The 23,245-nt window shown below is 42.8% G+C and carries 18 protein-coding genes and 1 riboswitch; of the genes, 9 read left to right on the top strand and 9 right to left on the bottom strand.

Features of this window, described 5'->3' with window-relative positions:
• Positions 1 to 330 precede the first annotated feature (330 nt).
• Together HEQ19_11250 and HEQ19_11245 are read right to left on the bottom strand one after the other, a co-directional pair.
• Positions 331 to 1,251 (bottom strand): tetratricopeptide repeat protein, encoded by a 921-nt coding sequence (locus HEQ19_11250; GenBank protein WYM00013.1) that lies wholly within the window; start codon positions 1,249 to 1,251, stop codon positions 331 to 333.
• A 137-nt stretch (positions 1,252 to 1,388) separates the two neighbouring features.
• The gene (locus tag HEQ19_11245) at positions 1,389 to 1,730 is read right to left on the bottom strand and encodes a c-type cytochrome (protein ID WYM00012.1); all 342 of its coding nucleotides are present in this window, start codon (positions 1,728 to 1,730) and stop codon (positions 1,389 to 1,391) included.
• A gap of 291 nt (positions 1,731 to 2,021) precedes the next feature.
• Here HEQ19_11245 and HEQ19_11240 point away from each other — a divergent pair, with 291 nt between their 5' ends.
• Entirely contained in the window at positions 2,022 to 2,291 is a 270-nt protein-coding gene (locus tag HEQ19_11240) for a hypothetical protein (GenBank protein WYM00011.1), read from the top strand.
• Between the two features lie 376 nt (positions 2,292 to 2,667).
• Here the strand turns inward: HEQ19_11240 and HEQ19_11235 are convergent, their stop codons facing one another.
• The gene (locus HEQ19_11235) at positions 2,668 to 3,147 is read right to left on the bottom strand and encodes a GNAT family N-acetyltransferase (protein WYM00010.2); all 480 of its coding nucleotides are present in this window, start codon (positions 3,145 to 3,147) and stop codon (positions 2,668 to 2,670) included.
• Between the two features lie 317 nt (positions 3,148 to 3,464).
• Positions 3,465 to 4,595: an RpoD/SigA family RNA polymerase sigma factor gene (locus HEQ19_11230; protein WYM00009.1), complete on the bottom strand. Its 1,131-nt coding sequence runs from the start codon at positions 4,593 to 4,595 to the stop codon at positions 3,465 to 3,467.
• 841 nt (positions 4,596 to 5,436) lie between these two features.
• Here HEQ19_11230 and priA point away from each other — a divergent pair.
• Positions 5,437 to 8,004, top strand: a complete 2,568-nt coding sequence (priA, locus tag HEQ19_11225; protein ID WYM00008.1) for a primosomal protein N' — start codon at positions 5,437 to 5,439, stop codon at positions 8,002 to 8,004.
• A 545-nt stretch (positions 8,005 to 8,549) separates the two neighbouring features.
• Positions 8,550 to 8,891: a hypothetical protein gene (locus tag HEQ19_11220; GenBank protein ID WYM00007.1), complete on the top strand. Its 342-nt coding sequence runs from the start codon at positions 8,550 to 8,552 to the stop codon at positions 8,889 to 8,891.
• A gap of 73 nt (positions 8,892 to 8,964) precedes the next feature.
• On the opposite strand, the gene HEQ19_11215 is transcribed toward HEQ19_11220, so the two are convergent.
• From HEQ19_11215 to HEQ19_11195, 5 genes are all read right to left on the bottom strand, one after another.
• The gene (locus tag HEQ19_11215; protein ID WYM03356.1) at positions 8,965 to 9,711 is read right to left on the bottom strand and encodes a cobalt-precorrin-6A reductase; all 747 of its coding nucleotides are present in this window, start codon (positions 9,709 to 9,711) and stop codon (positions 8,965 to 8,967) included.
• Positions 9,711 to 10,133: a DUF1636 family protein gene (locus tag HEQ19_11210; protein WYM00006.1), complete on the bottom strand. Its 423-nt coding sequence runs from the start codon at positions 10,131 to 10,133 to the stop codon at positions 9,711 to 9,713. The genes HEQ19_11215 and HEQ19_11210 overlap by 1 nt, the downstream gene beginning before the upstream one ends.
• Before the next feature lie 21 nt (positions 10,134 to 10,154).
• A riboswitch (cobalamin riboswitch) is annotated at positions 10,155 to 10,337 on the bottom strand.
• Between the two features lie 363 nt (positions 10,338 to 10,700).
• Positions 10,701 to 12,164 carry a Calx-beta domain-containing protein gene (locus tag HEQ19_11205; GenBank protein WYM00005.1) on the bottom strand — a complete coding sequence of 488 codons (1,464 nt, stop codon included), beginning with the start codon at positions 12,162 to 12,164 and terminating at the stop codon, positions 10,701 to 10,703.
• Positions 12,165 to 12,415: 251 nt separating this feature from the next.
• Positions 12,416 to 13,108 carry a response regulator transcription factor gene (locus HEQ19_11200; GenBank protein WYM00004.1) on the bottom strand — a complete coding sequence of 231 codons (693 nt, stop codon included), beginning with the start codon at positions 13,106 to 13,108 and terminating at the stop codon, positions 12,416 to 12,418.
• Between the two features lie 32 nt (positions 13,109 to 13,140).
• Positions 13,141 to 14,250, bottom strand: coding sequence for a HAMP domain-containing sensor histidine kinase (locus HEQ19_11195; protein WYM00003.1), 1,110 nt, complete (start codon positions 14,248 to 14,250; stop codon positions 13,141 to 13,143).
• 806 nt (positions 14,251 to 15,056) lie between these two features.
• Between HEQ19_11195 and kdpA the strand changes: the two genes are divergently transcribed.
• From kdpA to HEQ19_11165, 6 genes are all read left to right on the top strand, one after another.
• Entirely contained in the window at positions 15,057 to 16,760 is a 1,704-nt protein-coding gene (gene kdpA, locus HEQ19_11190) for a potassium-transporting ATPase subunit KdpA (protein WYM00002.1), read from the top strand.
• 21 nt (positions 16,761 to 16,781) lie between these two features.
• On the top strand, positions 16,782 to 18,884 hold the full coding sequence (kdpB, locus tag HEQ19_11185; protein WYM00001.1) for a potassium-transporting ATPase subunit KdpB: 2,103 nt from the start codon (positions 16,782 to 16,784) through the stop codon (positions 18,882 to 18,884).
• 61 nt (positions 18,885 to 18,945) lie between these two features.
• Positions 18,946 to 19,218: a potassium-transporting ATPase subunit F gene (locus tag HEQ19_11180; protein ID WYL99999.1), complete on the top strand. Its 273-nt coding sequence runs from the start codon at positions 18,946 to 18,948 to the stop codon at positions 19,216 to 19,218.
• A 221-nt stretch (positions 19,219 to 19,439) separates the two neighbouring features.
• Positions 19,440 to 20,051, top strand: coding sequence for a K(+)-transporting ATPase subunit C (kdpC, locus tag HEQ19_11175; GenBank protein ID WYL99998.1), 612 nt, complete (start codon positions 19,440 to 19,442; stop codon positions 20,049 to 20,051).
• A gap of 270 nt (positions 20,052 to 20,321) precedes the next feature.
• Positions 20,322 to 21,503: a universal stress protein gene (locus HEQ19_11170; protein ID WYM03355.1), complete on the top strand. Its 1,182-nt coding sequence runs from the start codon at positions 20,322 to 20,324 to the stop codon at positions 21,501 to 21,503.
• Positions 21,504 to 21,640: 137 nt separating this feature from the next.
• The gene (locus tag HEQ19_11165) at positions 21,641 to 22,843 is read left to right on the top strand and encodes an anhydro-N-acetylmuramic acid kinase (protein ID WYM03354.1); all 1,203 of its coding nucleotides are present in this window, start codon (positions 21,641 to 21,643) and stop codon (positions 22,841 to 22,843) included.
• Positions 22,844 to 23,245: the final 402 nt, after the last annotated feature.

The following is a 23,245-nucleotide window of genomic DNA, read 5'->3' as shown; positions in this document are numbered from 1 at the left end:
GCGAATACTCCCTTCCCGGTCTAAGATTACCTATAATTTTCCTTCTTCTCTGCGAGACGCTCCGCGAATGCGCCTTCTCTGCGAGACGCTCCGCGAATGCGCCTTTGCGTGAGCTAAAAATTATTTCCCTACGGGACGCTCCGCGAACGGTAATCTTCCAGCGGGAAGGGAGTAGCTACGAACGATAGACTTTATTTTCATTTCGTCACGAATTTGTGCAATCCTGTACTAATACCAATTCAAAAAATCTTTGCAACACATCGATAATTTGTAAGGGCGCAAGGCCTTGCGCCCCTACCGAGTTTTTTCGTTTTTTCGCGTTACCTTAGCTCAACCAACTTCTGAAACTGAAGATATTTCTTGTTGGATGATCTTCAGTAAATGTAAAGATTTTTCGTAGGCGAGTTTGTCTCCCTGATGGACAAATAAATCCGCCGCTTTTTGTAAGTCTGAGATCGCCCCTTGATGATATCCTAAATTATATAGAGCTACTGCCCGGTTAACGTAAGCCATTGCCTGAGTTGGATTCAGCCTGATTACTTCCGAAAAATCACGCACTGTACACAGATCATCCCCATTTCTGCCGCAAATACAACCCCGGTTAAAATAAGCTCTATCATCGTTAACATTGAGACGAATTGCTATACTGAAGTCGTCCATAGCAGCTTCTAGGTCTGACAACTCAAACCTCGCTAAACCTCGGTCATTGTAAATATCTGCAAGCAGTAGACTCATGGTCTGGGGAATTTGAGTTAAGGCGCGATTGTAATCAACAATCGCCTCTAAATAATTACCATTGTCAGCATGGGCTAACCCTCGGTTGTAATGAGCGCGAAAATCAGAGGGTTTGAGTGCAATTACTTGATTATGATCGACAATCGCGGCTTGATAATTCCCTAGTCTGTAGTATGCGATTCCCCGATTTAGGTAAGCCTCAATATTATCTGAGACAAAATTTATGGCTTGAGTACAATCTGCAATCGCTTCATGGTATTGTTGTAATTGGAGATACGCCAGACAGCGATTGCTATAAGCTCCAGCCAAATCCTGTTTGAGTTCAATCGCTTGATTGAAACTCTCGATAGCTGCTTGATAATGCTCATGTCGCATCTTATCTACACCCAATTTCAAGAAATCACTCCCTTTGACTTGGGTGTTTGATGTAGGTGAAGAATGGGCAACAGGTATTGGCAAAAAAGTCAGAATAAAAGCCAGAATCGTAATCAGAACTAATTGCCTAAAATAAGTCATAAGGGAACTCCAAAAAATAACAATAATCTCTTGAAGTTGTTGACTGTTAATTGTTGTGATTTGACAATTTCGGCCTCTACACAATTAGCGGGACAAAAAGCCCCGCTAATTATTAATTGTGCAAATGAGATATAGCTTTACTTCTTCGGCCAGCCTTTATCTGCTTGTTCAAGCACGTAAGCAGCTACATTTTCAATCTGGTCTTTTTTCAACTTCCTACCAAAAGCAGGCATAGCACCTTTACCCTTGGTAACTTGGTAGATAATTTTGTCTGCTGAGTACATGCCATACTTTTCCAAAGCTGCCTTTTTTAAGGTTTTGGCACGGTTAACTATATTACCACCACGTGCATGGCACTGGGCACAATTAGCTGTAAATATAGCCGCTCCCTTAGCAGCCTCTGCAGCCAAAGCTGAATTACTGAAGGAACAAGTAAAGATTGTTACGCACAACAGTAATACTGATAAAAATTTTCTCATTTCGTGTTCCCTCTGCGACAAAAATCAATTCGGTGCAATATCCTCCACAATTGTCAATTGAGCTGTTTACCTTCGTCAAAAGACAGGCTGTCATACTTCGGCGAAACGGCTTACTATCATAGGTTTCCAGGTTTTTAATTTTAATCCAATTTTTTGGGAAAAGGCATCTATCAAAAAAATGTAACTTTTTGTAAAGCTGGATACTAAATAGTCAAAAAATAATAAAATCTTAACGAATCGCGGAAGTCCCCACCCTCAACTCGTGAGTTCGGTGGGGATAGGGAGTGGGGGATGAGAATTACATCTGGAATTGATTTTTTACCTGGTAAAAATAAATTCTGGATGGATGACGAATCCCTAGGATTTTCTGCTAATATATTTAATGTCTTGACCATCAATGCCATAAGCGAAAACCAAGCTAATAGGTATATGTTGCAAGAAGAAGATTTGGGTCTTGGGAATCAGGACTCCTGCCCTTGGAGGGAATGTCAGACCAAGAGAACTGCGGAGTTTTTGAGGCTATTCCTGATGAATTGGGAGAGCTACAGACTTCAGCCGTAGGCAAGTCTGAGTAGTTCACGATGGTTGTCATTTGTCATTTCTCACTACTTTTGACTCTTGACCCTTGACTCTTGACGGAATGGCACTAAGGAAAGCCCAAAGGCTTGTGTCGTCTTCCAGCCTCATGGCTGGGAATGTAATGTCATAGGCTCTGCCTTTTGTCAAGCTACTGGAGGCGGAGCCTCCCAGAATGGTTTCCCAGTCTAGAGTCTGGGAACCAGTGAAACTCCTTACTCCTTACTCCTTACTCCTTACTCATTACTCATTACTCATTACTCCTAACTCCTAACTCCTAACTCCTAACTCCTAACTCCTAACTCCTAACTCCTAACTCCTAACTCCTAACTCCTAACTCCTAACTCCTAACTCCTAACTCCTAACTCCTTACTATTTTGGTCAACCCTGCTTCGGTGACGCGACAAATGCGCCAGTCATCTAAAATTGTGGCTCCCATGCTGCGGTAGAAGGCTTGGGCTGACACGTTCCAATCTAAAACGGACCATTCCAAGCGCCCGCAATCGCGCTCTACAGCTATCTGGGCTAATTTAGTCAGCAGTGCTTTACCAATACCTTGACGCCGATATTCTGGTAAAACAAACAAATCTTCCAGATAAATTCCTGGCTTTGTCAGAAATGTGGAATAATTAGGAAAAAATAGGGCAAAACCTACAGCTTGCCCCGCATACTCTGCTAAAATCGCTTCAACGTATCTTGGTGAGCCAAATAGATGCTCCTTGAGCGCCATAACATTGCCAGTGACGGCATGAGAGAGTTTTTCATACTCTGCAAGCTGCTGAATTAAGTCAAACAGCACGCCACAATCATCTGGTTCAGCAAAACGCAAATTCAAATCCATTAGTCCATAGTCCAACGTCCATAGTCCATAGTCTATAATCAACAGTGCAAAGTTTTTTAACGGATGACTGTTGTCAGTCTTCAGTGGTAACTACTTTTGACCCTTGACCAAGCCAATTTTAGATTTTAGATTTTAGATTTTAGATTTTAGATTTTACATTGTTTCGGTACAACCCCCGCTCCGCAGAACTTTAGATTTTAGATATTAGATTTAATCCAAAATCCCAAATCCAAAATCTAAAATTGTTTGTCCCTTGTGGTCGGGGTCAATCCAAAATCCCAAATCCCAAATCCAAAATCGTTTGACCCCTTAGCTGTTCAAATCAACCAACCCTTCAAGCGTTTGGCTATGTGAGGACGGCGCAATTTCCGCATGGCTTTGCTTTGAATTTGGCGGACTCGTTCACGGGAAAGATTGAACATATTACCGACTTCTTCTAGGGTACAGGGTTCGCTAGTTGTTAGCCCATAACGCAAAGAAATTACGTCTTTTTCTCGCGGGGTTAGGACATCACCCAATACTTCCCAAATCTCCTGGCGCATCATATTTTCGTTCATTTTGGCTTCTGGAGATTGGTTATCTTCATCTTCTAGCAAATCCATCAATTCCGTGTCTTCTTCTTTACCAACGCGGTGGTTAAGAGAAAGTGCTTGACGCCTTAGTTGTTGTAGTTGGCGTAGTTGTTGGACATTAATTTCCAACGCTTCGGCCATTTCGGCTTCCGTAGGATTACGGCAAAGTTTTTGTTTGAGTTCTCGTTGCGCTTTCTTAAGTTTGTTAAGTTTTTCAACAATATGAATGGGTAAGCGGATTGTGCGTGCATCGTTGGCGATCGCCCGTGTTATAGCTTGTCTAATCCACCAATAGGCGTAGGTAGAAAACTTATATCCTTTATCTGGATCGAATTTTTCCGTTGCTCGATTTAAACCCATTGCGCCTTCTTGGATTAAATCCAGAAAAGGGACTCCACGATTAAGATATCGCTTGGCGATGGACACGACTAACCGGAGATTCGAGCGAATCATTTTCCGTTTTGCTACGCGACCTTGATACAATCGGCTTTCGAGTTGCTTATCGGTCATCTCTAGCTGGGCTGCTATTTGTGCCTTGGTCGGTTGATTTCCTAGGGTTGTGTGTAAGGATTCTTGGATTTCCCTCACTTCCTCTAGAAACCTAACTCGCCTTGCTAATTCTACCTCTTCATCGGGTTTGAGTAGAGGATAACGCGCCATTTCCTTAAAAAAGGCGCCTACAGCATCATCATGCTCGGTTTTATTGTATCCCGACGGTCGGGCCGCAGCCATTTCATCTCCATCGCGTTCCTCTGATTCCAGATGATCTGGAATTGGGGAGTCTTCCTCTGCTACTGCTGCTAAACTATCGAGTGATTGTTCTTCATCAGCAGCATTCTTGAGTATTTCCATCGTTCCCAATTCAGCAATATTCATAGTTTCCTCTAGGGATGGTTTTGCTTTGTTTGGTACATAATTCAGTGACAGCTGCTTCTTTGAGGTTTGGTAGTATTCTCGTGAGGACAAATGCACCCGTTTAATAGCAAAATAGAAGTCTCTGCTAATCTCTGATCACAAATAAAAATCCGTCTTATGCTGTCAGTCCTTAATTCCTGCTAGATTTAACTTCTAACCCATACTGGCTTTTGCACCCACAAGCCATTTTCCAGGTTGCTGACCCATATATTCTTCATTTTTTGGTTAATCACGAAATATGTCAAACACCCTCAAACTTTCTCAACCTTAACCAATATAAAATTTCACGCCAGCCATTCCTAGTTCTTAAAGATTCATATATTTTTATAAAGTTTTTGAGGCTTTATCGATTGAGAATCATTTAAGACCTTGGAGTTTTCGTGATTGTGATAGTTTTATGCACCCCTGATAAATTTGGGTAAATGATACAAAATCTGTAGTGTAAAATTCGGAAATATCATGTTTGTATAAAAGCATGTCATAGACATAAAGGATTGAATATCTATCAAGAGACGGAAAAAGGCTACCTCCTATTTAGGAGATGGATGAACCGATGCAAATAAGACCAGTGAAATGATTTTTTTGTGTATAGTAGACATCCAATATTTATGGCACGTATAGTTGTGAGAAGTTTGTCTAGTAGATTACATAAGAGGAAACTTATCAAGTATTATGGGTGATAAAAGTATTGCGAAATACAGTTTAGACCGGAAACCGGAAAAACTTACAAATGAGCCAGGAAGCTGCATTGTGAGTAACTACGTGAAGGAAATAGAAATATCTATCCATTAAATCAGAAAATATGTATATTAATGACGTAAATTTATCCAATTTTGTGGTGAATGAGCCGGGGGAATCCTATCAGTTAGGGACAACAGCCAATCGGTGGATCGAAGTCCTAGTAGACTGTCCAGGAAACTTAGAACTGTTTACATACCGATTACCAAGCCACTTGGAAGTAAAACCAGGTGATATTTTAACTGTACCGTTTGGCACACAACAACTAGGAGCGATCGCTATCCGTCTTTTGGCTCAACCAAGTGACGATTTACCACGTGAAAAAATTCGGGATGTAGAAGATATAGTCAGTGGAGGGTTTTTTCCCACAAGTTATTGGGAATTGCTCAATCGAATATCAGCATACTACTACACGCCTCTAATTCAGGTAATCAGGGTAGCCTTACCACCAGGGTTGCTGGGGCGATCGCAGCGTCGCATCCGCTTGAATTCCCAAGCATTGGAAACAGAGGGAGATCAGATGAGTATCAATTCTCCCAATGCTTCTGCTCCAGATTTCCTCACTCCGGTAGCGCAGCAAATTCTGTCACTTTTACAAGCGCAACCAGCAGGAGACTACAGTTTCGCCTACCTCCAACAAAAAGTCAAATCAGCCTATCGTGGAGTCAGAGAGTTATTGCGATTTGGTTTAGTCGAAAGCTACTTAGAACCTCCCAAATTACCTCGACCAAAATTGCAAAAAGCAGTCACCCTTATTGGGACAATTGACAATGATTTAACCTCTCGCCAAAGAGAAATTCTCGAAGTATTGCGGCGGCGTGGTGGTGAATTGTGGCACAATGAATTATTGCAAATTTGTAACGCTAGTTCCTCTACCCTGAAGACCTTGGCAACCAAAGGCTACATCGTCATTGAAGACCGGGAAGTATTGCGAGCAGAACAAGGCCCTGTATTAGCTGGCGATGGACATAAATCCTTAACTGTAGCCCAAGCTAACGCCTTGGAGACGATACAAGCCCTAAATGGATTTGCTCAAGTTTTGTTGCATGGGGTAACAGGTTCCGGCAAAACAGAAGTATATTTACAAGCGATCGCCCCTTTGCTCCATCAAGGCCAATCCGCCCTCGTCCTAGTCCCAGAAATTGGACTCACACCCCAACTAACAGACAGATTCCGCGCCCGTTTTGGTCAAAAAGTCAGCGTTTATCACAGCGCCCTTTCCGACGGTGAACGGTACGACACCTGGCGCCAAATGCTCACAGGCGAACCCCAAGTAGTGATTGGTACCCGCAGTGCCATTTTCGCCCCATTACCCAGCCTGGGTTTAATTATCTTAGACGAAGAACACGACAGCAGCTTTAAACAAGACTCCCCCATCCCCACCTACCACGCCCGTACCGTCGCCCAATGGCGAGCCGAATTAGAAAATTGTCCCTTAGTTTTAGGTTCAGCGACCCCTTCTTTAGAAAGTTGGGTCAGCGCCGTAACCTCACCCCCTAACCCCCAAGAAGCCAGCACAGAGGGGGAACAGGAGAGAATTTCCACAACTTATTACTTAAGTTTACCAGAACGCATCAACTCTCGCCCCTTACCACCAGTGGAAATAGTGGATATGCGGCTAGAGTTACAGCAGGGAAATCGTTCGATATTTAGTAGATCGCTACAAACAGCTTTGCAACAGCTCTTAGAAAGAGAACAGCAGGGAATATTATTTATCCATCGTCGCGGACATAGTACATTTGTATCTTGCAGAAGTTGCGGATATGTGATGGAATGTCCACACTGTGATGTGTCGCTGGCGTATCATCACACCGAAGCGGGGGCGCCAGAATTATTGCGTTGTCATTACTGTAATTATGGGCGATCGCATCCCCGAAATTGCCCCGAATGCAGTTCGCCTTACCTGAAATTTTTCGGTAGTGGAACCCAGCGAGTCGCCCAAGAATTAACCCGACAGTTCCCCCAATTAAAATACATCCGCTTTGATAGCGATACCACCCGCAACAAAGGCGCACACCGCACCCTACTCACCCAATTTACCAACAAAGAAGCCCATTTATTAGTGGGGACACAAATGCTCACCAAAGGCTTAGATTTACCCCAGGTGACACTAGTTGGTGTTGTCGCTGCTGATGGACTGCTGAATTTATCAGATTATCGCGCCAGTGAACGCGCATTTCAAACCTTAACCCAAGTCGCTGGCCGTGCTGGTAGGGGGGAAGATCCAGGGAGAGTAATTATGCAAACTTACACCCCAGAACATCCGGTAATTGCAGCAGTCAAACATCACGATTATCTATCTTTTTCTCATACCGAATTAGAGCAAAGACAAGCACTTAATTATCCCCCCTATGGTAGGTTAATTTTGTTGCGATTGAGCAGTTTAGATCCCATACAAGTACAAAACACCGCGCAAATCATCGCCACAGCATTAGGTACGGGAGAAGGATTTGAGATATTAGGCCCAGCACCAGCTAGTATTTTACGGGTAGCTAATCGCTATCGTTGGCAAATATTAATTAAACTGGCTCCCGATGCATTACCACAATTACCCGATTGGGAAGATGTGCGATCGCTCTGTGCAAATTCTGTCAGTTTAACGATAGATGTAGACCCCATCAATATTATGTAGACTACTTTCAATTAAAAAAATATCCCATCCTAGGGGCGCAAGGCCTTGCGCCCCTACAAATGTACAAATATGCGGGATAATTTATTTATTTTTCGTCAGTCCCTAAGAGGTTATTTATAAAGTGGGATGTCTACGACGGGTAATGCGTAATTCCTGCTTTTATTTGGGTAATATCGCCCAATACGGTTCAGTTAAGAAAAATTGTAGGTTGGGTTGAGGCAATGCATTACCCAACAAACCCGCCAAATGTTGGGTTTCGTTCCTCAACCCAACCTACATGGGTCAAGGTTTTTGGCTCTAACACCAAGCGTATTGTAACCCACATTCCGCACCCTAGGGTGTCACATAGTTTAATTACTTAAAATATTCTATTTTTACAGCTATAAATTATGCCTTGCAAACATGCTTTATCCGTTAATATAAGGGGAATTAGTATATTATACTACTTTATTTCCTGATAAAAAACAGTAAAATACGATTGTGACAGTTGAGGGTGCGGAATGTGGGTTGTAATATAGCCTGAGAACTTAATCACCATTTAAATAATGAGATTTTTATTCAAGTTGATTGGTTTAGCATTACTACTAGCCGGAGTTTACTTTCTCGGCCAAAATATTTACTTCACTACCAATGTACATCCCTATTGGTGGCGTGGTATAGCTGCTGATGCTTCTATACTCTGTCTAACCTCTGGGATTCTTATGTTATTTTTCCTACACCGTCAGGAGAAGAGTTTAGGTTGGGTGGTGCTGGGAATAGGTATTGTTCTAATTTTTCTCAGCAGCAGCGCTATCCTCAACCCTACAAGTCTCTGGCAATTTTCTCTTTCAATGGCTTGTTTTGTCGGAGGATATCAATTGTTGACTACAGGGCGCCTCAATATTTAACCATTATTTACAGCAATTTTCGGGTCAATGAGGTACACGAGTAAATACAATCTCTGAGTAAGCATATTGTTGACTAATTATGCAATTTGTCAAGTAGCCAAGCCACAGCACTTTTAACATCTGAGACTTGCGCCCCTGGTGGTGTGGCTTTCCGGTTTACCATCACGACTTTAACGCCTAATTCCCGTGCGGCGATAATTTTGGCATAGGTTGCATCACCACCGCTATTTTTGCTCACAATTGTATCAATGTTGTGGTGAATGAGGATTTTTCGCTCATTCTCCAGAAAAAATGGGCCGCGATCGCACAATAGCAAACCTGGGGGTATCAAAGCATCAGGGCTGGGAGGGTCAATCATCCGCATCAAAAACCAGATATCCTCTAAATGGGCGAAGGCTGCAAGTTCTTGTCTACCGACGGTTAAAAATACCCGCTGTGCTTGATTTGGCAGTACCGCTGCTGCAGCTTCCGTGTTCTCAACTTCAATCCAGCGATCGCCTTTTTGCTGCTCCCAAGGCTGGCGAACTAACATGAGATGGGGTATTCCCACTTCATTCGCAGCCATAGCCCCATTGCTGGAAATCTGTTGTGCGAAGGGATGGGTAGCATCAATTAATACATCAATTCTCATCTGACGCAGATAATTAGCCAATCCAGCCGCACCACCAAAGCCCCCAATTCGCAAATCCCCCAAGGGAAGAGATGGTTCACGGGTGCGACCGGCTAAAGACGAAATCACCTCAAAGTGTGGGATAGCAGCAACTCTAGCAGCTAGTTCCCCTGCATCTCCGGTTCCCCCCAAAATCAAAACCCGCACCATCATCCTAGAGCTAAGGGGGGAATTTTGGCTAAAATGCCTTTTTTCAAGGCTTCCGGGCGTGCTGACCAAGGTAGTAAACCCTCAGCTTGAGTGTAGTATTGACTAGCACATTCTAAAACCGCAGATGCACTCTCATCAACGGCTAAATCACCAAAGAGATATGTGATTTTACCAATACCTGCAAAAGCGACCACGCAAGAACGGTTACAAGCACTCATACATTCCACTTCTTGAATGGGGAATTCAGCTTGTAAATCCCAATCTTGTGCCAGGTGCTGAAGCTGTTCTAGTAGTTTTTGACCCCCACTTTCACCGACACGCTTTCCCTGTTCCCAAACGCTGGCACAGGTTTTACAGACAAATAAGGTATGGGAGGCCACATCCAAGGGGCTAGTTATGGAAATATTCGCAGCAGCAGTCATCCGTACCTCGCAGATGTGTAGAATTGATCGGTCAACCTTGGTGGGCGTTCTGACTAACTCAAATTGTAATTTTAGATCACTTAACTCGCGCATCTAAAATTGCAAATTGGCTCACAGTTGCGGGACAGTGCCGGACTTACACCGAGCTTTCCCCGTTACCTCTGATGGCTGTTCCCCACCAGAACCTGATGACTCGTTTGATTATACACTAGCGCGTGTTTTCAAACTATTTGTTTGGCCGGATAAATTTTTAGATACCCCTAAATCCACACGATATGATACCAGATGTAGGGGCACGGCAATGCCGTGCCCCCACTCGCTCCTACATGTGTCAGCGTTTTAGTGGTATTGTATAAGACTTTGAAATCGCGGGACTAGGGGGATACAAAAAAATAGTGTTGGTGATTGATGGACTGGAAGTCTGACCCCACAATAAAAATGGGAAATTTTTTGGGAAGTCCCTGGTTGTTTTCGCCTTGTTCGTAACCCGAAATAGGTGATTTTGTGCCTTAATTTTCAGCACCTGACAAAATCGCACTGCTGCTGTTAATTAATTAGGTGTCTGATTCAGAAAAAAGGTTGTGCTACTGGGAATATAGAAGATCCAAATGAAAAAGCTTGTCTATCGTCATTGAGAATAGTACCTACTCCCCGATCATCAGCTATAGTGGCATTTGTTGCCCCAAATAGATTGACCGAAAATGTCTCGTTCGCTTCAAATTTGTTATCGCCTCTAACGCCAATGCTAATAGTTTTCTGGGTTTCACCAGGATTGAAAATTATTGTCCCTAATCCAGGAATATAATCCAGATCAGAAGTTTTGGCAGTGCCATCACTACTATTGTAATTAACGATAATCTTCTCATAACTGGGGTTGGAGAGAGTGACTGCAAAGTTAGCATTATTATTTATAATGCCTATGTTGCCTTCTTTGACAGAGACATCTGAAATACTAATAGTGGGTAGATTGTCATCGTTTATAATGTCTATATTAGCTTGACTGGTAGTGATTGCGGCAGTTTTAGTAGTAGATGTTTTGCCATTACTCAGGGTAACAGTAATATTTCTGTCAGGTTCAAATGTTTGGTCACCTAAAATATCCACTGTAATTGTCTTTATCCTTTCCCCGGTTTGAAAATTTAAAGTTCCAGATAAAGTACCATCCATAAACTGACCTACGTTACTTGGTGTAGTAAATTCTTCAGTTTTAATTAGTATATTATCATAGTCCTTGCCCAAAATTGCACTACCGCCAAAGGCATAATCAACACTACCCGCTACCTCAGTATTACTACCAATAGGACCACCACTATCACCACCACGGTAGACAGTAAAAGTAACAGTTTGCCTACCACTATTACCTTCATCAATAGTTGGAGTATCTGTAGAAATCGTGTAAATAACATTACGCAAATTTGTAATCCACGTTGTGTTCTTTCCAGGATAACCTGCGCCTGGAGTAGCTAATGTAGATGCAGCATCAGCAGACCAAGCGGGATTTTTAGTATTTTTAGCATCCGCTGCTGAGTCACCAGTATAAGCACTAAATCTGCCGGCGCGTGGAGTCATAGCGCGTGGATAAGCAAATATTGTAGCATCACCAGAATTTCGCAAAACGGGAATATCTTTATCCTGGCTGTTGTTAAAAGCAGCAGCTGTGGTACTCCAGCCTTTTGTACGAGTAACTGCAAATCTACCACTATTATTCAGAGATGATATCTGTAGTACATAATCTCCAGTTAATGGATCGTAATTTAAGTCTTGGGAAAGAATCTTGCCATCGCGATCACCGCCGTTATACAGCACTATTAAAGTTCCAGCTTTCAACGATTTAAAGCCATCACCAGATAAGATGATCTCCAGAGTATTATCACCATCAATTAATTTGACATTTTGCAGATTTAGTTTATCGGTAACAACAAGAATTTCAACCCATTCTTTAGCACCAGTACTACCTTGGGAAAATTCGTTGATAATTAGATCATTGTTTAGCAGATTACTATGAATTAGATCAGTTTCTAGATTACTCATAAGTCCTAGATTTTCAAGCACTAAAGTGTTGACTACGAAACCATCAAAATTAATGAGACGCAGCACTAGAACAAATCTACTATTCTCTTCACAGCGCCTCGGATAATTAGTAGTAATATATATTACGTTACACGAAATTAATACCGTGGTTTCACGCAAAAATATGGAGATGACTCAAGATTGAGACGGAATTTGCTTTTGATAATTTAAGGTAAGCTTTTAAGAACTTCTTTTCTAAAGGTGCAGTCAATCTAATTAATCAACAATTCTGACGCCACTAATCCTTGTTGAATCGCTAAAACTGCAGCTTGAGTGCGATCGCGCACCTCTAACTTCTGTAAAATGGTATGGACATGAACCCGCACGGTACCAGGGGCAATGTAGAGAATTTCCGCAATTTCTTGATTGCTTTTGCCAGCTGCTACCAGCGCCAAAATTTCTTGCTCTCGCTTGGTTAAGGGATTTTCTAAGGCTTCAGTAGTTTTTGTGGGCAACACTGCTGTAGAATTACCCTCAAAAGCTGCCCTAATTTCTGTAGTCGCCGTTTTATCCCACCAAGAAGCCCCAGTCGCCACTGAACGCAAAGCCAATATCAGAGACTCAGGGGCAATACCCTTGAGACAGTATCCTTGGACACCTACAGCAATTAACCGTGCAATCAGGGGCTTTTCTGAACGAGACGTTAAAACTAAAATTGGTAAACTTGGGTGCTGCTGCTTAATTTGGCGACAAGCTTCTATCCCACCAATTCCCGGTAAACCGATATCCAGCAAGACCAAATCCAATGGATAACGATTTGCTAATTCTACAGCTTGTTCCCCATCCTGGGCCTCTGCTAAAATCTCCAAACCCGACTCCTGCTGTAACCGCATCCGCAGTCCCAGACGAAAAAGTTCATCATCTTCAACAAGTAAGATTCTGATTGCAGTAGCAGGTTTTGTCATTTGTCAGTTGTCATTTGTCGTTACTCCCGTTTTCACCCCACAACAACAGAAGCAGCGAGTTTGAAACCAAATAATGCACCGCGTGGGGAACGATTCTCTGCCCAAATTGTACCTCCATGTGCCTCTATGATTTGCCTACTTAAGTAAAGTCCCAATCCAGAGCCAGGAACGTGGCGATCGCTATGGCCTTGATAAAATCGCTCAAATAGGTGGGGTAGCTCTTCTTGAGTAATACCAGGGCCACTATCGAGTATTTTCACAATTTGCTCCCCATAATTACTTTCCAATACTACTTCCACTTTACCGCCACGAGGAGTATGATTAATACCATTAATCAAAAGATTGCTGAAAACTCTCCCAAGTTGCAAAGCATCGCCATTTACCCAAAAAAACCGCCGAAAATCTGATTGGCTATCGTTAAGAGAAACGTATACTTGACGTGTTCTTGCTAGTTCAATTAGGGTGGCAATTACTTCTTCTGCTATACTCACTAAGTTAACAGGCGATCGCTGTAGTGTCAGTCCTTCTGCATCATTGCGGTACACGTCTAACAGAGTTTGTACCAGTTGCAGTGTGTTGCGATGACTGCGAGCCATTGTTTGTAATACTTTTTCTTGCATGGGGGTGACTTCGCCAAATTCCCCATTTTGAAAATATTTTAGGGTTTCAATTGCGCCTAATAGGGGTGTTTTTAAGTCATGAGTCAGAGTAGAAACAAAATCTTCACGCATCAGAGCCAGTTGTGTTTGGGAGCGCAATTGTGATTGCGTATAAGCAATCGCCTCTTCATGGCGACGGTTGCGATCGCTTAACCACCCTGTTACTAATAATGCTATTACTGCTATTAATCGATTTGCCAAAGTAGGCGGATCAGTGACTTCCAAATGTGGAATTAACAAATTTAATAGCGTTAATCCCGCAGATGCTAGGGTGACACCAAACACGGCGGACCGATTTAATCGGTAACTGGCTAACAAAATTGTCCCGGTGTAAAGGTAGCCAAATACATACTGAGGCGGTGTCAAATATTCCAACAATATCACTACAGCAAAGGCAATAGATATTAGCCAGTAGGTCCGCCAATGTTTATCTGGGTTGAAAATACAATTTTCGATAGTCAATAATCCAGTTAATATCCTCATATTTTTCTAAATTATTTGAATTAGATAAGCGAAGGGAATCCATCATTTCAGTGGTAGCTTGAACTCTGCACTGATGTAGGACTACTAAATTAAAAATTTAGTGCTTGCTTCCATTGTTTAATTATAAATTCTCAATCATGAATTGATAATTATATGCTCATCTATATCTGCAAGTATAAGCCCTATATTTTGATGTATATACCTTAGTCATGCATAAAATCGTAAGTTTTGTATGTATCGTTTACCGATAAAATATATCTAAAATGCCATTGATTTTTCAACTTATCTATGTGATATTTATGATTGATTTTCGTCAGCAACAGGAGTATAGCAATCCGGTTTGAAGCTTGAAAATATCGACTGGGGGCTAGAGAAATAGATTTTCACGATTTTTCCCAAAAATCTTAAATATGCAATATAATTCTTTTCTATGTTTAGTTATCGTTAGAGGTGAGTAGATTAAACTGTGTAAAGTTATACTATAAATGAAACCTGGTAAATTTTGTCAGACAATTATCCAACTATTGATATATATTCAAAATTACCAACCTTTCAGTATGTATTGTATAAACAAATCATATTAACAAGTGAGATAGATGGAAAACCGGAAAAATTAAATATTTTTGACAGAAACTTCAAAAAACATCTGGATAATAGCAAAAAAATGATAATAGTAAATCTAGATGAACGAATTGAGGTTATATGAAACATCGCCAAATCCCTTGCAGTCAGATTGCCCAGTAGTTGATCTGTTAGTTGTAAGAACTGGTTATCTAACACTTAAAATTTAATTGAGCGCGAAATAGATGGGACAAGGTATTTTACAAATTGGGTTAACACTGTGTATCGTTATTGCCATGACTCCGGTTTTAGGAAGATATATAGCCCGTGTGTTCTTGGAAGAAAAAACACTGCTTGATACTCTCCTGAACCCTATAGAACGGAGTATTTACGTACTAGCAGGTGTTCGTAGCAAAGACTCTATGACAGGTTGGCAGTATGCACGGGCAATACTATACAGCAACCTCCTCATGGGCATTACAGTATATTTACTGATAATGTTCCAGAGATTCTTCCCCTGGAATCCCAATGGCTTAGGTGCGCCTACCTGGGATACTGTACTACACACCGTCATTTCATTTGTGACGAATACCGACCAACAACATTATGCAGGAGAAACAACCTTAAGTTATTTTAGCCAAGTAGCGGCTTTAGGCTTTTTGATGTTCACCTCAGCAGCCACCGGGTTAGCGGTAGGAATTGCGTTTATTCGCGGGTTGACAGGGCGACAACTGGGGAACTTTTACGTCGATCTCACCCGTGGGATCACGCGGATATTATTGCCCATTTCCGTCATTGGGGCGATCGCTCTACTAATATTAGGTGTACCACAAACCTTAGCCGGAACTCTAGTGGTGAAAACCTTAGAAGGCGGAACACAGTATATTGCCAGAGGACCAGTGGCATCCTTTGAGATAATTAAAATGTTAGGCGAGAACGGCGGCGGTTTTTTTGGCGTTAATTCTGCCCATCCCTTTGAAAATCCCAATGGCGCCTCTAATTTAATCGAAATGATCGCCATGATTTCTATCCCAGCATCCTTAATTTACACCTACGGTGTATTTGCCAACAACATCAAACAGGCTTGGCTACTTTTCTGGATGGTGTTTGTAATTTTTGTGGTATTGGTAGGAGTAACAGCCCTGGGAGAATGGGAAGGTAATACCCTCATTAACCCCATCTTCGGATTAATAGAACAACCCAATTTAGAGGGTAAAGAACTCCGGTTTGGCTGGGCACAAACTGCGCTTTGGGCAGTCATGACTACTGCTACAATGTGTGGTGCCGTCAATGGAATGCACGATTCCTTAATGTCCCAAGGATTATTTTCTACCTTATTTAACTTATTTCTTCAGATTATCTGGGGAGGTCAAGGAACAGGAACAGCTTACCTATTTGTTTACCTAATTCTCACCGTATTCCTGACAGGATTAATGGTAGGACGTACCCCGGAATTTTTAGGGCGCAAAATCGAAAAGCGGGAAATTGTCCTCGCCAGCGTCATCCTGCTAATTCACCCCATAGCAGTTTTAATTCCCAGCGCCATTGCCTTAGCTTACCCCATTTCCCTGTCAGGAATCACCAACCCTGGCTTTCACGGCATTTCCCAGGTAGTTTATGAATATGCCTCCGCTGCAGCTAATAACGGTTCCGGTTTAGCAGGATTAGCCAATACCCAACCCGCACCCACAGCATTGTGGTGGAATCTGAGTACCTTATTCCCCCTGTTAGCAGGACGCTACATCCCAATTATCGCCCTCCTGCTGTTAGCTCAGAGCATGTCTGGCAAACAACCAGTCCCGGAAACCCCAGGTACCCTCAGAACCGATTCTCTGCTATTTACTACTGTGACAGCTGGGATAGTTCTGATTTTGGGAGTCTTAACTTTCTTCCCCGTTTTAGCTTTAGGACCAATAGCCGAAGGTTTTAAACTAGCCTCTAGGAACTAACTCCCTGCACACAAAAATAGTATGAATCGAGTTGCAACTACCAAACAAAAATCCTCGCGTTCACGTCCAGGCGATCGCCGCCAATCAAACAAAAAAGCCAAGGTCAGTACCAAAGGGTTATACTTAAGAGCAGTAGGGGATGCTTTTGTCAAGCTTAATCCTCAATATGCAATCAAAAACCCGGTGATGTTTTTGGTTTGGGTGGGCACAATCATCACCCTGTCGGTAACGATTGATCCCAACCTGTTTGGGACAACTACCCAAAAAAACCCCCAACTGTTCAACGGCTTATTGACGGGGATTTTGTTCTTTACCGTTTGGTTTGCCAATTTTGCTGAAGCAGTCGCCGAAGGACGGGGTAAAGCCCAAGCTGATGCTTTAAGGTCAACCAAATCAGAGACAAACGCTAAAAAACTTGCCCCTGATGGCACAATTACTGACGTTCCTTCTACCAGCCTCAGACAGGGCGATACTGTCTATGTAGTTGCTGGTGATATCATTCCCGCTGATGGCGAAGTGATGATGGGTGTCGCCTCCGTCGATGAATCCGCAATTACTGGCGAATCAGCACCAGTACTGAAGGAATCAGGCTCAGATGTTGCTAGTTCCGTAACAGGTGGCACCCGCATTATCTCTGATGAATTGATCATCCGCATCACAGCCGACCCAGGTAAAGGATTTATTGACCGCATGATTGCCTTAGTGGAAGGCGCAGAACGTACCAAAACACCAAATGAAATTGCCCTGACGGTATTATTGGCAGTTCTTAGCCTAGTGTTTATGTTTGTTGTGGCAACTCTGCCAGCCCTAGCTTACTATGTTAACAGTCCCGTTACTGTGCCAATTTTAGTTGCTTTGTTGGTAGCCCTGATCCCTACCACCATTGGCGGTTTACTCAGTGCCATTGGCATTGCTGGTATGGACCGAGTAGCCCAATTTAACGTTATTGCCACTTCAGGACGAGCCGTAGAAGCCTGTGGTGATATTAACACCCTCATCCTTGACAAAACAGGTACAATTACCCTTGGCAACCGCTTGGCGGAAGAATTTATCCCCATCAACGGTCATTCTTTAGAAGATATTGCGAATGTGGCTTGGGTAGCTAGTATATTTGATGATACTCCTGAAGGCAAATCAATTGTCCGACTGGCAGAAAAATTAGGCGCAAAAGTAGATCTAGACCGTAACCAGTCCCAAGGAGTGGAATTTTCCGCCAAAACCCGGATGAGTGGCACAAACTTACCCGGTGGGCGAGAGGCTCGAAAAGGCGCTGTAGGAGCAATTAAAGGCTTTGTACGTTCCCGCAACGGGCGCGAAACCCCAGAACTAGACACCGCCTACGAACGAGTTTCCTTACTTGGCGGTACACCCCTAGCAGTTTGCTTGGATAACGAAATTTACGGCGTTGTCTATCTCAAAGACATTGTTAAACCAGGTATCCGCGAACGTTTTGACCAGTTGCGCCGCATGGGAGTACGTACCATCATGCTGACTGGAGACAATCGCATTACCGCTGCTGTGATTGCTAAAGAAGCCGGAGTAGATGACTTCATCGCAGAAGCCACACCAGAAGACAAAATCAGGGTCATTCAAGAGGAACAGGCAAAAGGTAAACTGGTAGCCATGACGGGTGACGGGACTAATGATGCACCAGCCCTAGCACAGGCTAATGTAGGCGTAGCTATGAATACGGGTACGCAAGCAGCCAAAGAAGCCGCCAACATGGTCGATTTAGACTCAGACCCCACAAAGCTTATCGATATTGTCAGTATTGGTAAACAATTACTAATTACTCGCGGCGCGTTGACAACATTTTCCCTCGCTAACGATATTGCTAAATATTTTGCAATTATTCCGGTGATATTTGCCTCTGCTAATTTGCAAAGCCTAAATATTATGCAGTTGACCAGCACTAATTCGGCTATTCTATCGGCGCTAATTTACAACGCTTTGATTATTCCAGCCTTAATTCCCCTCGCTTTGAAGGGTGTGGAATTTAGACCCCTGACAGCTAATCAACTTCTCCAACGTAATATCTTAATTTATGGTTTAGGAGGGGTGATTGCGCCGTTTATCGCTATTAAATTGATAGATATGCTAATCACAGTAGTAGGATTGACTTAAGCAATTAAACAAGAGTCAAGAGTCAAGAGTCAAGAGTCAATAGTTAAGAGTTAAAAGTCAAATGAACCAACGAATTGATTTACTAGGAAAGTTTTTACTAATGGATGTGGTGCCGGCAATATCTTTTATTTGGTCAAGATGGCGTAAACAAAAGATACCACTCGCTATTTTTATCATTCTGTGCTTTAATTTGGCAATTTCCCCAGTTGTTTATGCAGCCACTGATGGCATCTTAGAACGCCGTTCTACTTGGGCAATTGGTATCTTGGGATTTGTCACTGTAGCCCTTGTATTTTACTTATTTGTTGTTGTTTTTCAACCAGAGCGCTTCTAACAATTCAAAATTAAAAATTCAAAATTAAATACCTTCCAGTCCAATTTCCAATTTCCAGAGTCAAGAGTCAAGAGTCAAGAGTCAAGAGTCAAGAGTCAAGAGTCAAGAGTCAAGAGTCAAGAGTCAAGAGTCAAGAGTCAAGAGTCAAAATATTAACCCTAATCCCCAATCCCCAATCCCCAATCCCTCATTAAATTCTCAAAAAAAATTGAAAATTATTTATGTCTATATTTAGAGAAATTTCCAGAGCAATTCGCATCACTTTAATTCTCTGGTTGTTAACAGCAATTATCTATCCTTTGTCAATTTTAGTGGTAGGTCAGGCTCCATTTCTTCCCCTCCAAGAAAAGGCTAACGGTAGCATCATCGTGAATATCGATGCACAACCAATTGGTTCGGCTTTAATTGGTCAGTTGTTTACATCTGAAAAGTATTTTCAGGGTCGTCCCAGTACGGTGAGATATAGCCAAGGAAAAAAAGCCAAGCCAACTGGAATATCTGGCGCTAGCAATCTTGCTCCCAGTAATCCAGCACTAAAGAGTCGAATTATCGAGCAAGCAACCCAATTCCGAGACGAAAATATTCAACCTACCCCTGATTTAATCTACACTTCAGGCTCTGGATTAGACCCACATATTTCCTTAAAAGCCGCCTTCCAGCAATTGGAACGGGTTGCGCGTGCCCGTGGTGTCAAAGCGGATGATATACTACCTTTAATTAATAAGTATACTGATGGTCGATTTTTATGGATTTTTGGTGAGCCTGGAGTCAATGTTCTGCGCTTAAATTATGCTCTCGATCTATTAGAGCTTAACCGTCAACAAAATCAATAAAGGGGATGGGGGTATGGGGATTGGGGAATATAATAATTAGCGATGCCCAATGCCCAATGCCCAATGCCCAAAAGCAGTTATGATTATTGACATACCTCCTCGTCCTAAAGGAGCGAGGATTCCTTGACACTTCGCGCTCGTTGCGCCACAAGTGGTCTTACCATCCCTCCATGTCCGTTTAAAGTCTCCCAATGCCCTATGGCGACTATACCTGAATTTTATCATAAAGCCGTCCTAGAAGGACGGGGCTTGAATCCCATTTTTTTGGTTATGATTAGTCAGCATGAGATTTTGAATAAAACTAATACGAATGCAGATGGCACTCAATATTTAACCTCTGCAAGTACTACTATTCATCCGGCGCGACGAGGTAAACACAAAATCTTTATTGGTATGGCTCCTGGTGTGGGTAAAACCTTCAGAATGCTCGAAGAAGGACACGCACTCAAGCATGAAGGTATTGATGTCGTCGTTGGTCTGTTAGAAACCCACGGACGCAAAGAGACAGCACAGAAGTCCGAGGGACTGGAAATTGTACCCCGTCTGCAAATTCCTCACGGTAGCTCATCCCTGACGGAAATGGATACAGATGCAATTTTACAGCGATCGCCCCAATTGGTGTTAATCGATGAACTCGCTCATACTAATGTCCCCGGTTCCCCACGGGAAAAACGCTACGAAGATGTAGAACTCATTTTGGCTGCAGGCTTTGATGTCTACTCTACAATGAATATTCAACATCTCGAAAGTCTCAATGATTTAGTCGCAAGAATTACAGGTGTAGTAGTACGTGAGCGTGTCCCTGATAGGATACTGGAAGAAGCAGACGAGGTAGTGGTAATTGATGTTACACCAGAAACCCTGCAAGAACGGTTGCTAGAAGGCAAAATTTATGCACCAGAAAAAATTCAACAATCCCTAGATAACTTTTTCCAACGCCGCAATCTGATTGCGTTGCGGGAGTTGGCGTTGCGGGAAGTCGCAGACAACATAGAAGAAGGTGCGATCGCCTCTTCACCCAACGGCGAATTCTGTAATATTCACGAACGGGTTTTGGTCTGTGTATCCACTTATCCCAATTCAGTACAGTTGTTACGCCGGGGTGCTAGGCTGGCTAGCTACATGAATGCGCCTTTTTATGTTTTATTTGTCGCCGAGCCAGAACGCTTCCTTAATAAGGAAGAAAGCCTACACATCGACACTTGTCAGAAGTTGTGTAAAGAATTTGACGGTACTTTTATTCGGGTGAGCAACGGTAACATTGCCAAAGCAATCGCCGAAGTCGCCCAAAAATACTATATCACCCAAATAGTCATCGGTGAAAGTCAGCGATCGCGCTGGCAAATACTCTTCAAAGGATCTTTAACTCAAAAATTGGTGCGCTTGGTCAAAAATGTCGATTTACATATCATCGCCAGCGATAAAAAATCCTCGTCTAAGCGCTTATCCTAAAACCTAACAAACAAGCGAAGTATCTCCAAAAAACTTCGCTTGTTTAGCTATGATAAATTGTATAGGAGCTAATTTTTTGACATGGGTGGCAACATGAATTAAACTACCCCATGCAATCAACAAAATTATCTCTGTCAATGTATCCAACTGAACAAACTGCCGTTTCTTTAGGACATCAGAGTATCACCCGTGTGATTGGTTTAATTAGTGGTACCTCTGTAGATGGTATAGATGCTGCTTTAGTAGAGATTTCCGGTACAGATGTAGACCTAAAAGTTGAGTTAGTCGCGGGAGCAACATATCCTTACCCCATCGACCTCAGAGCCAAAATTTTGACAGTTTGTGCTGGTGCTGCCATTTCAATGGCAGAATTGGCTCAAATAGATGATGCGATCGCTCTTGCTTTTGCTCAAGCTGCTCAAAATATTCAAGTTGGTCATCAGCCAGCCACTTTAATTGGTTCCCACGGTCAAACAGTTTACCATCGACCACCTCAGAACCAGGGACTGGGTAATTTTCCCAATTCCCAATCTCTTGGCTACACCCTACAGCTAGGTCGTGGGGCTGTAATTGCCGGTCTGACAGGAATTACAACTGTGAGTAATTTCCGTGTGGCGGATATCGATATTGGTGGTCACGGTGCCCCTCTGGTACCGAGAGTAGATGCCTTTTTGCTTAGTCATCCCCAGGAAGGGCGTTGTATTCAAAATATTGGTGGTATTGGTAATGTTACTTATATTCCTCCCCGTCGTGACAACTGGCTCCAAAAAATTCGCGGCTGGGATACAGGTCCAGGAAATAGCCTCTTGGATCTGGCGGTGCAACATTTAACTGCTGGTGCTAAAACATACGATGCAGCAGGGGAATGGGCTGCAAGTGGTACTCCCTGCGAACCTTTGGTAGAAAAATGGCTCAATCAAGACTATTTTCATCTCCCACCGCCTAAATCAACGGGTCGAGAGTTATTTGGTGTAACTTATCTGCATCAGTGTTTAGAAGACGCCGCAGCATACCAACTTAGTCCCGCTGACCTGCTGGCGACTCTCACCGAACTCACAGCGGCTTCGATTGTTCACAGCTACCGTACTTTTTTGCCACAAATGCCAGATCGCGTATTATTATGTGGTGGTGGCAGTCGCAATCTTTATTTAAAACAACGAATACAGTTATTATTAGCATCAGTGCCGGTTTTAACTACAGATGAAGTTGGCTTGAGTGCAGATTTTAAAGAAGCGATCGCCTTCGCAGTTTTAGCCTATTGGCGACAGATGGGTATTCCTGGTAACTTACCATCTGTCACGGGCGCACCTCAAGAAGTGCTTCTGGGAGTAATCTCCTAGTAGTGCTAGGGGACTTATACCGTCTCACTTTAAGTATGATACAAATACGTTGGTAGGGGCACGGCATTGCCGTGCCCCTACTGGCTTCTATATGTATCATAGTTTTGGTGAAATGGTATTACAGCGATTTTCATTCATATGAACCACAGATCTTCGTAGGGGCGCAAGGCCTTGCGCTCCTACCCTATGGTCTATTTACCTGAAAATGGCTGTAATTTGTAGGGTGCGTCAGCAGCGAGAAAATTTGGGAATAGCAAGAGATTATTGGTATTGACGCACCCTACGGAGTAAAGTAAGGGCGCAAGCCTTGCGCCCCTACAAAGCTTACTGAGGATGCTTTTAACCCATTTCCATAGGTTTAAGCTAAAAGCTAGAAATTTATTTCCCGGCTCAAAATCTACC

The organism is Gloeotrichia echinulata CP02, assembly GCA_038087035.1.
In the GTDB taxonomy this organism is placed as follows: Bacteria; Cyanobacteriota; Cyanobacteriia; order Cyanobacteriales; family Nostocaceae; genus Gloeotrichia; species Gloeotrichia echinulata.
The sequence above is the reverse complement of the archived record's forward strand: the minus strand, read 5'-3'. Positions and strand labels throughout refer to the sequence as shown.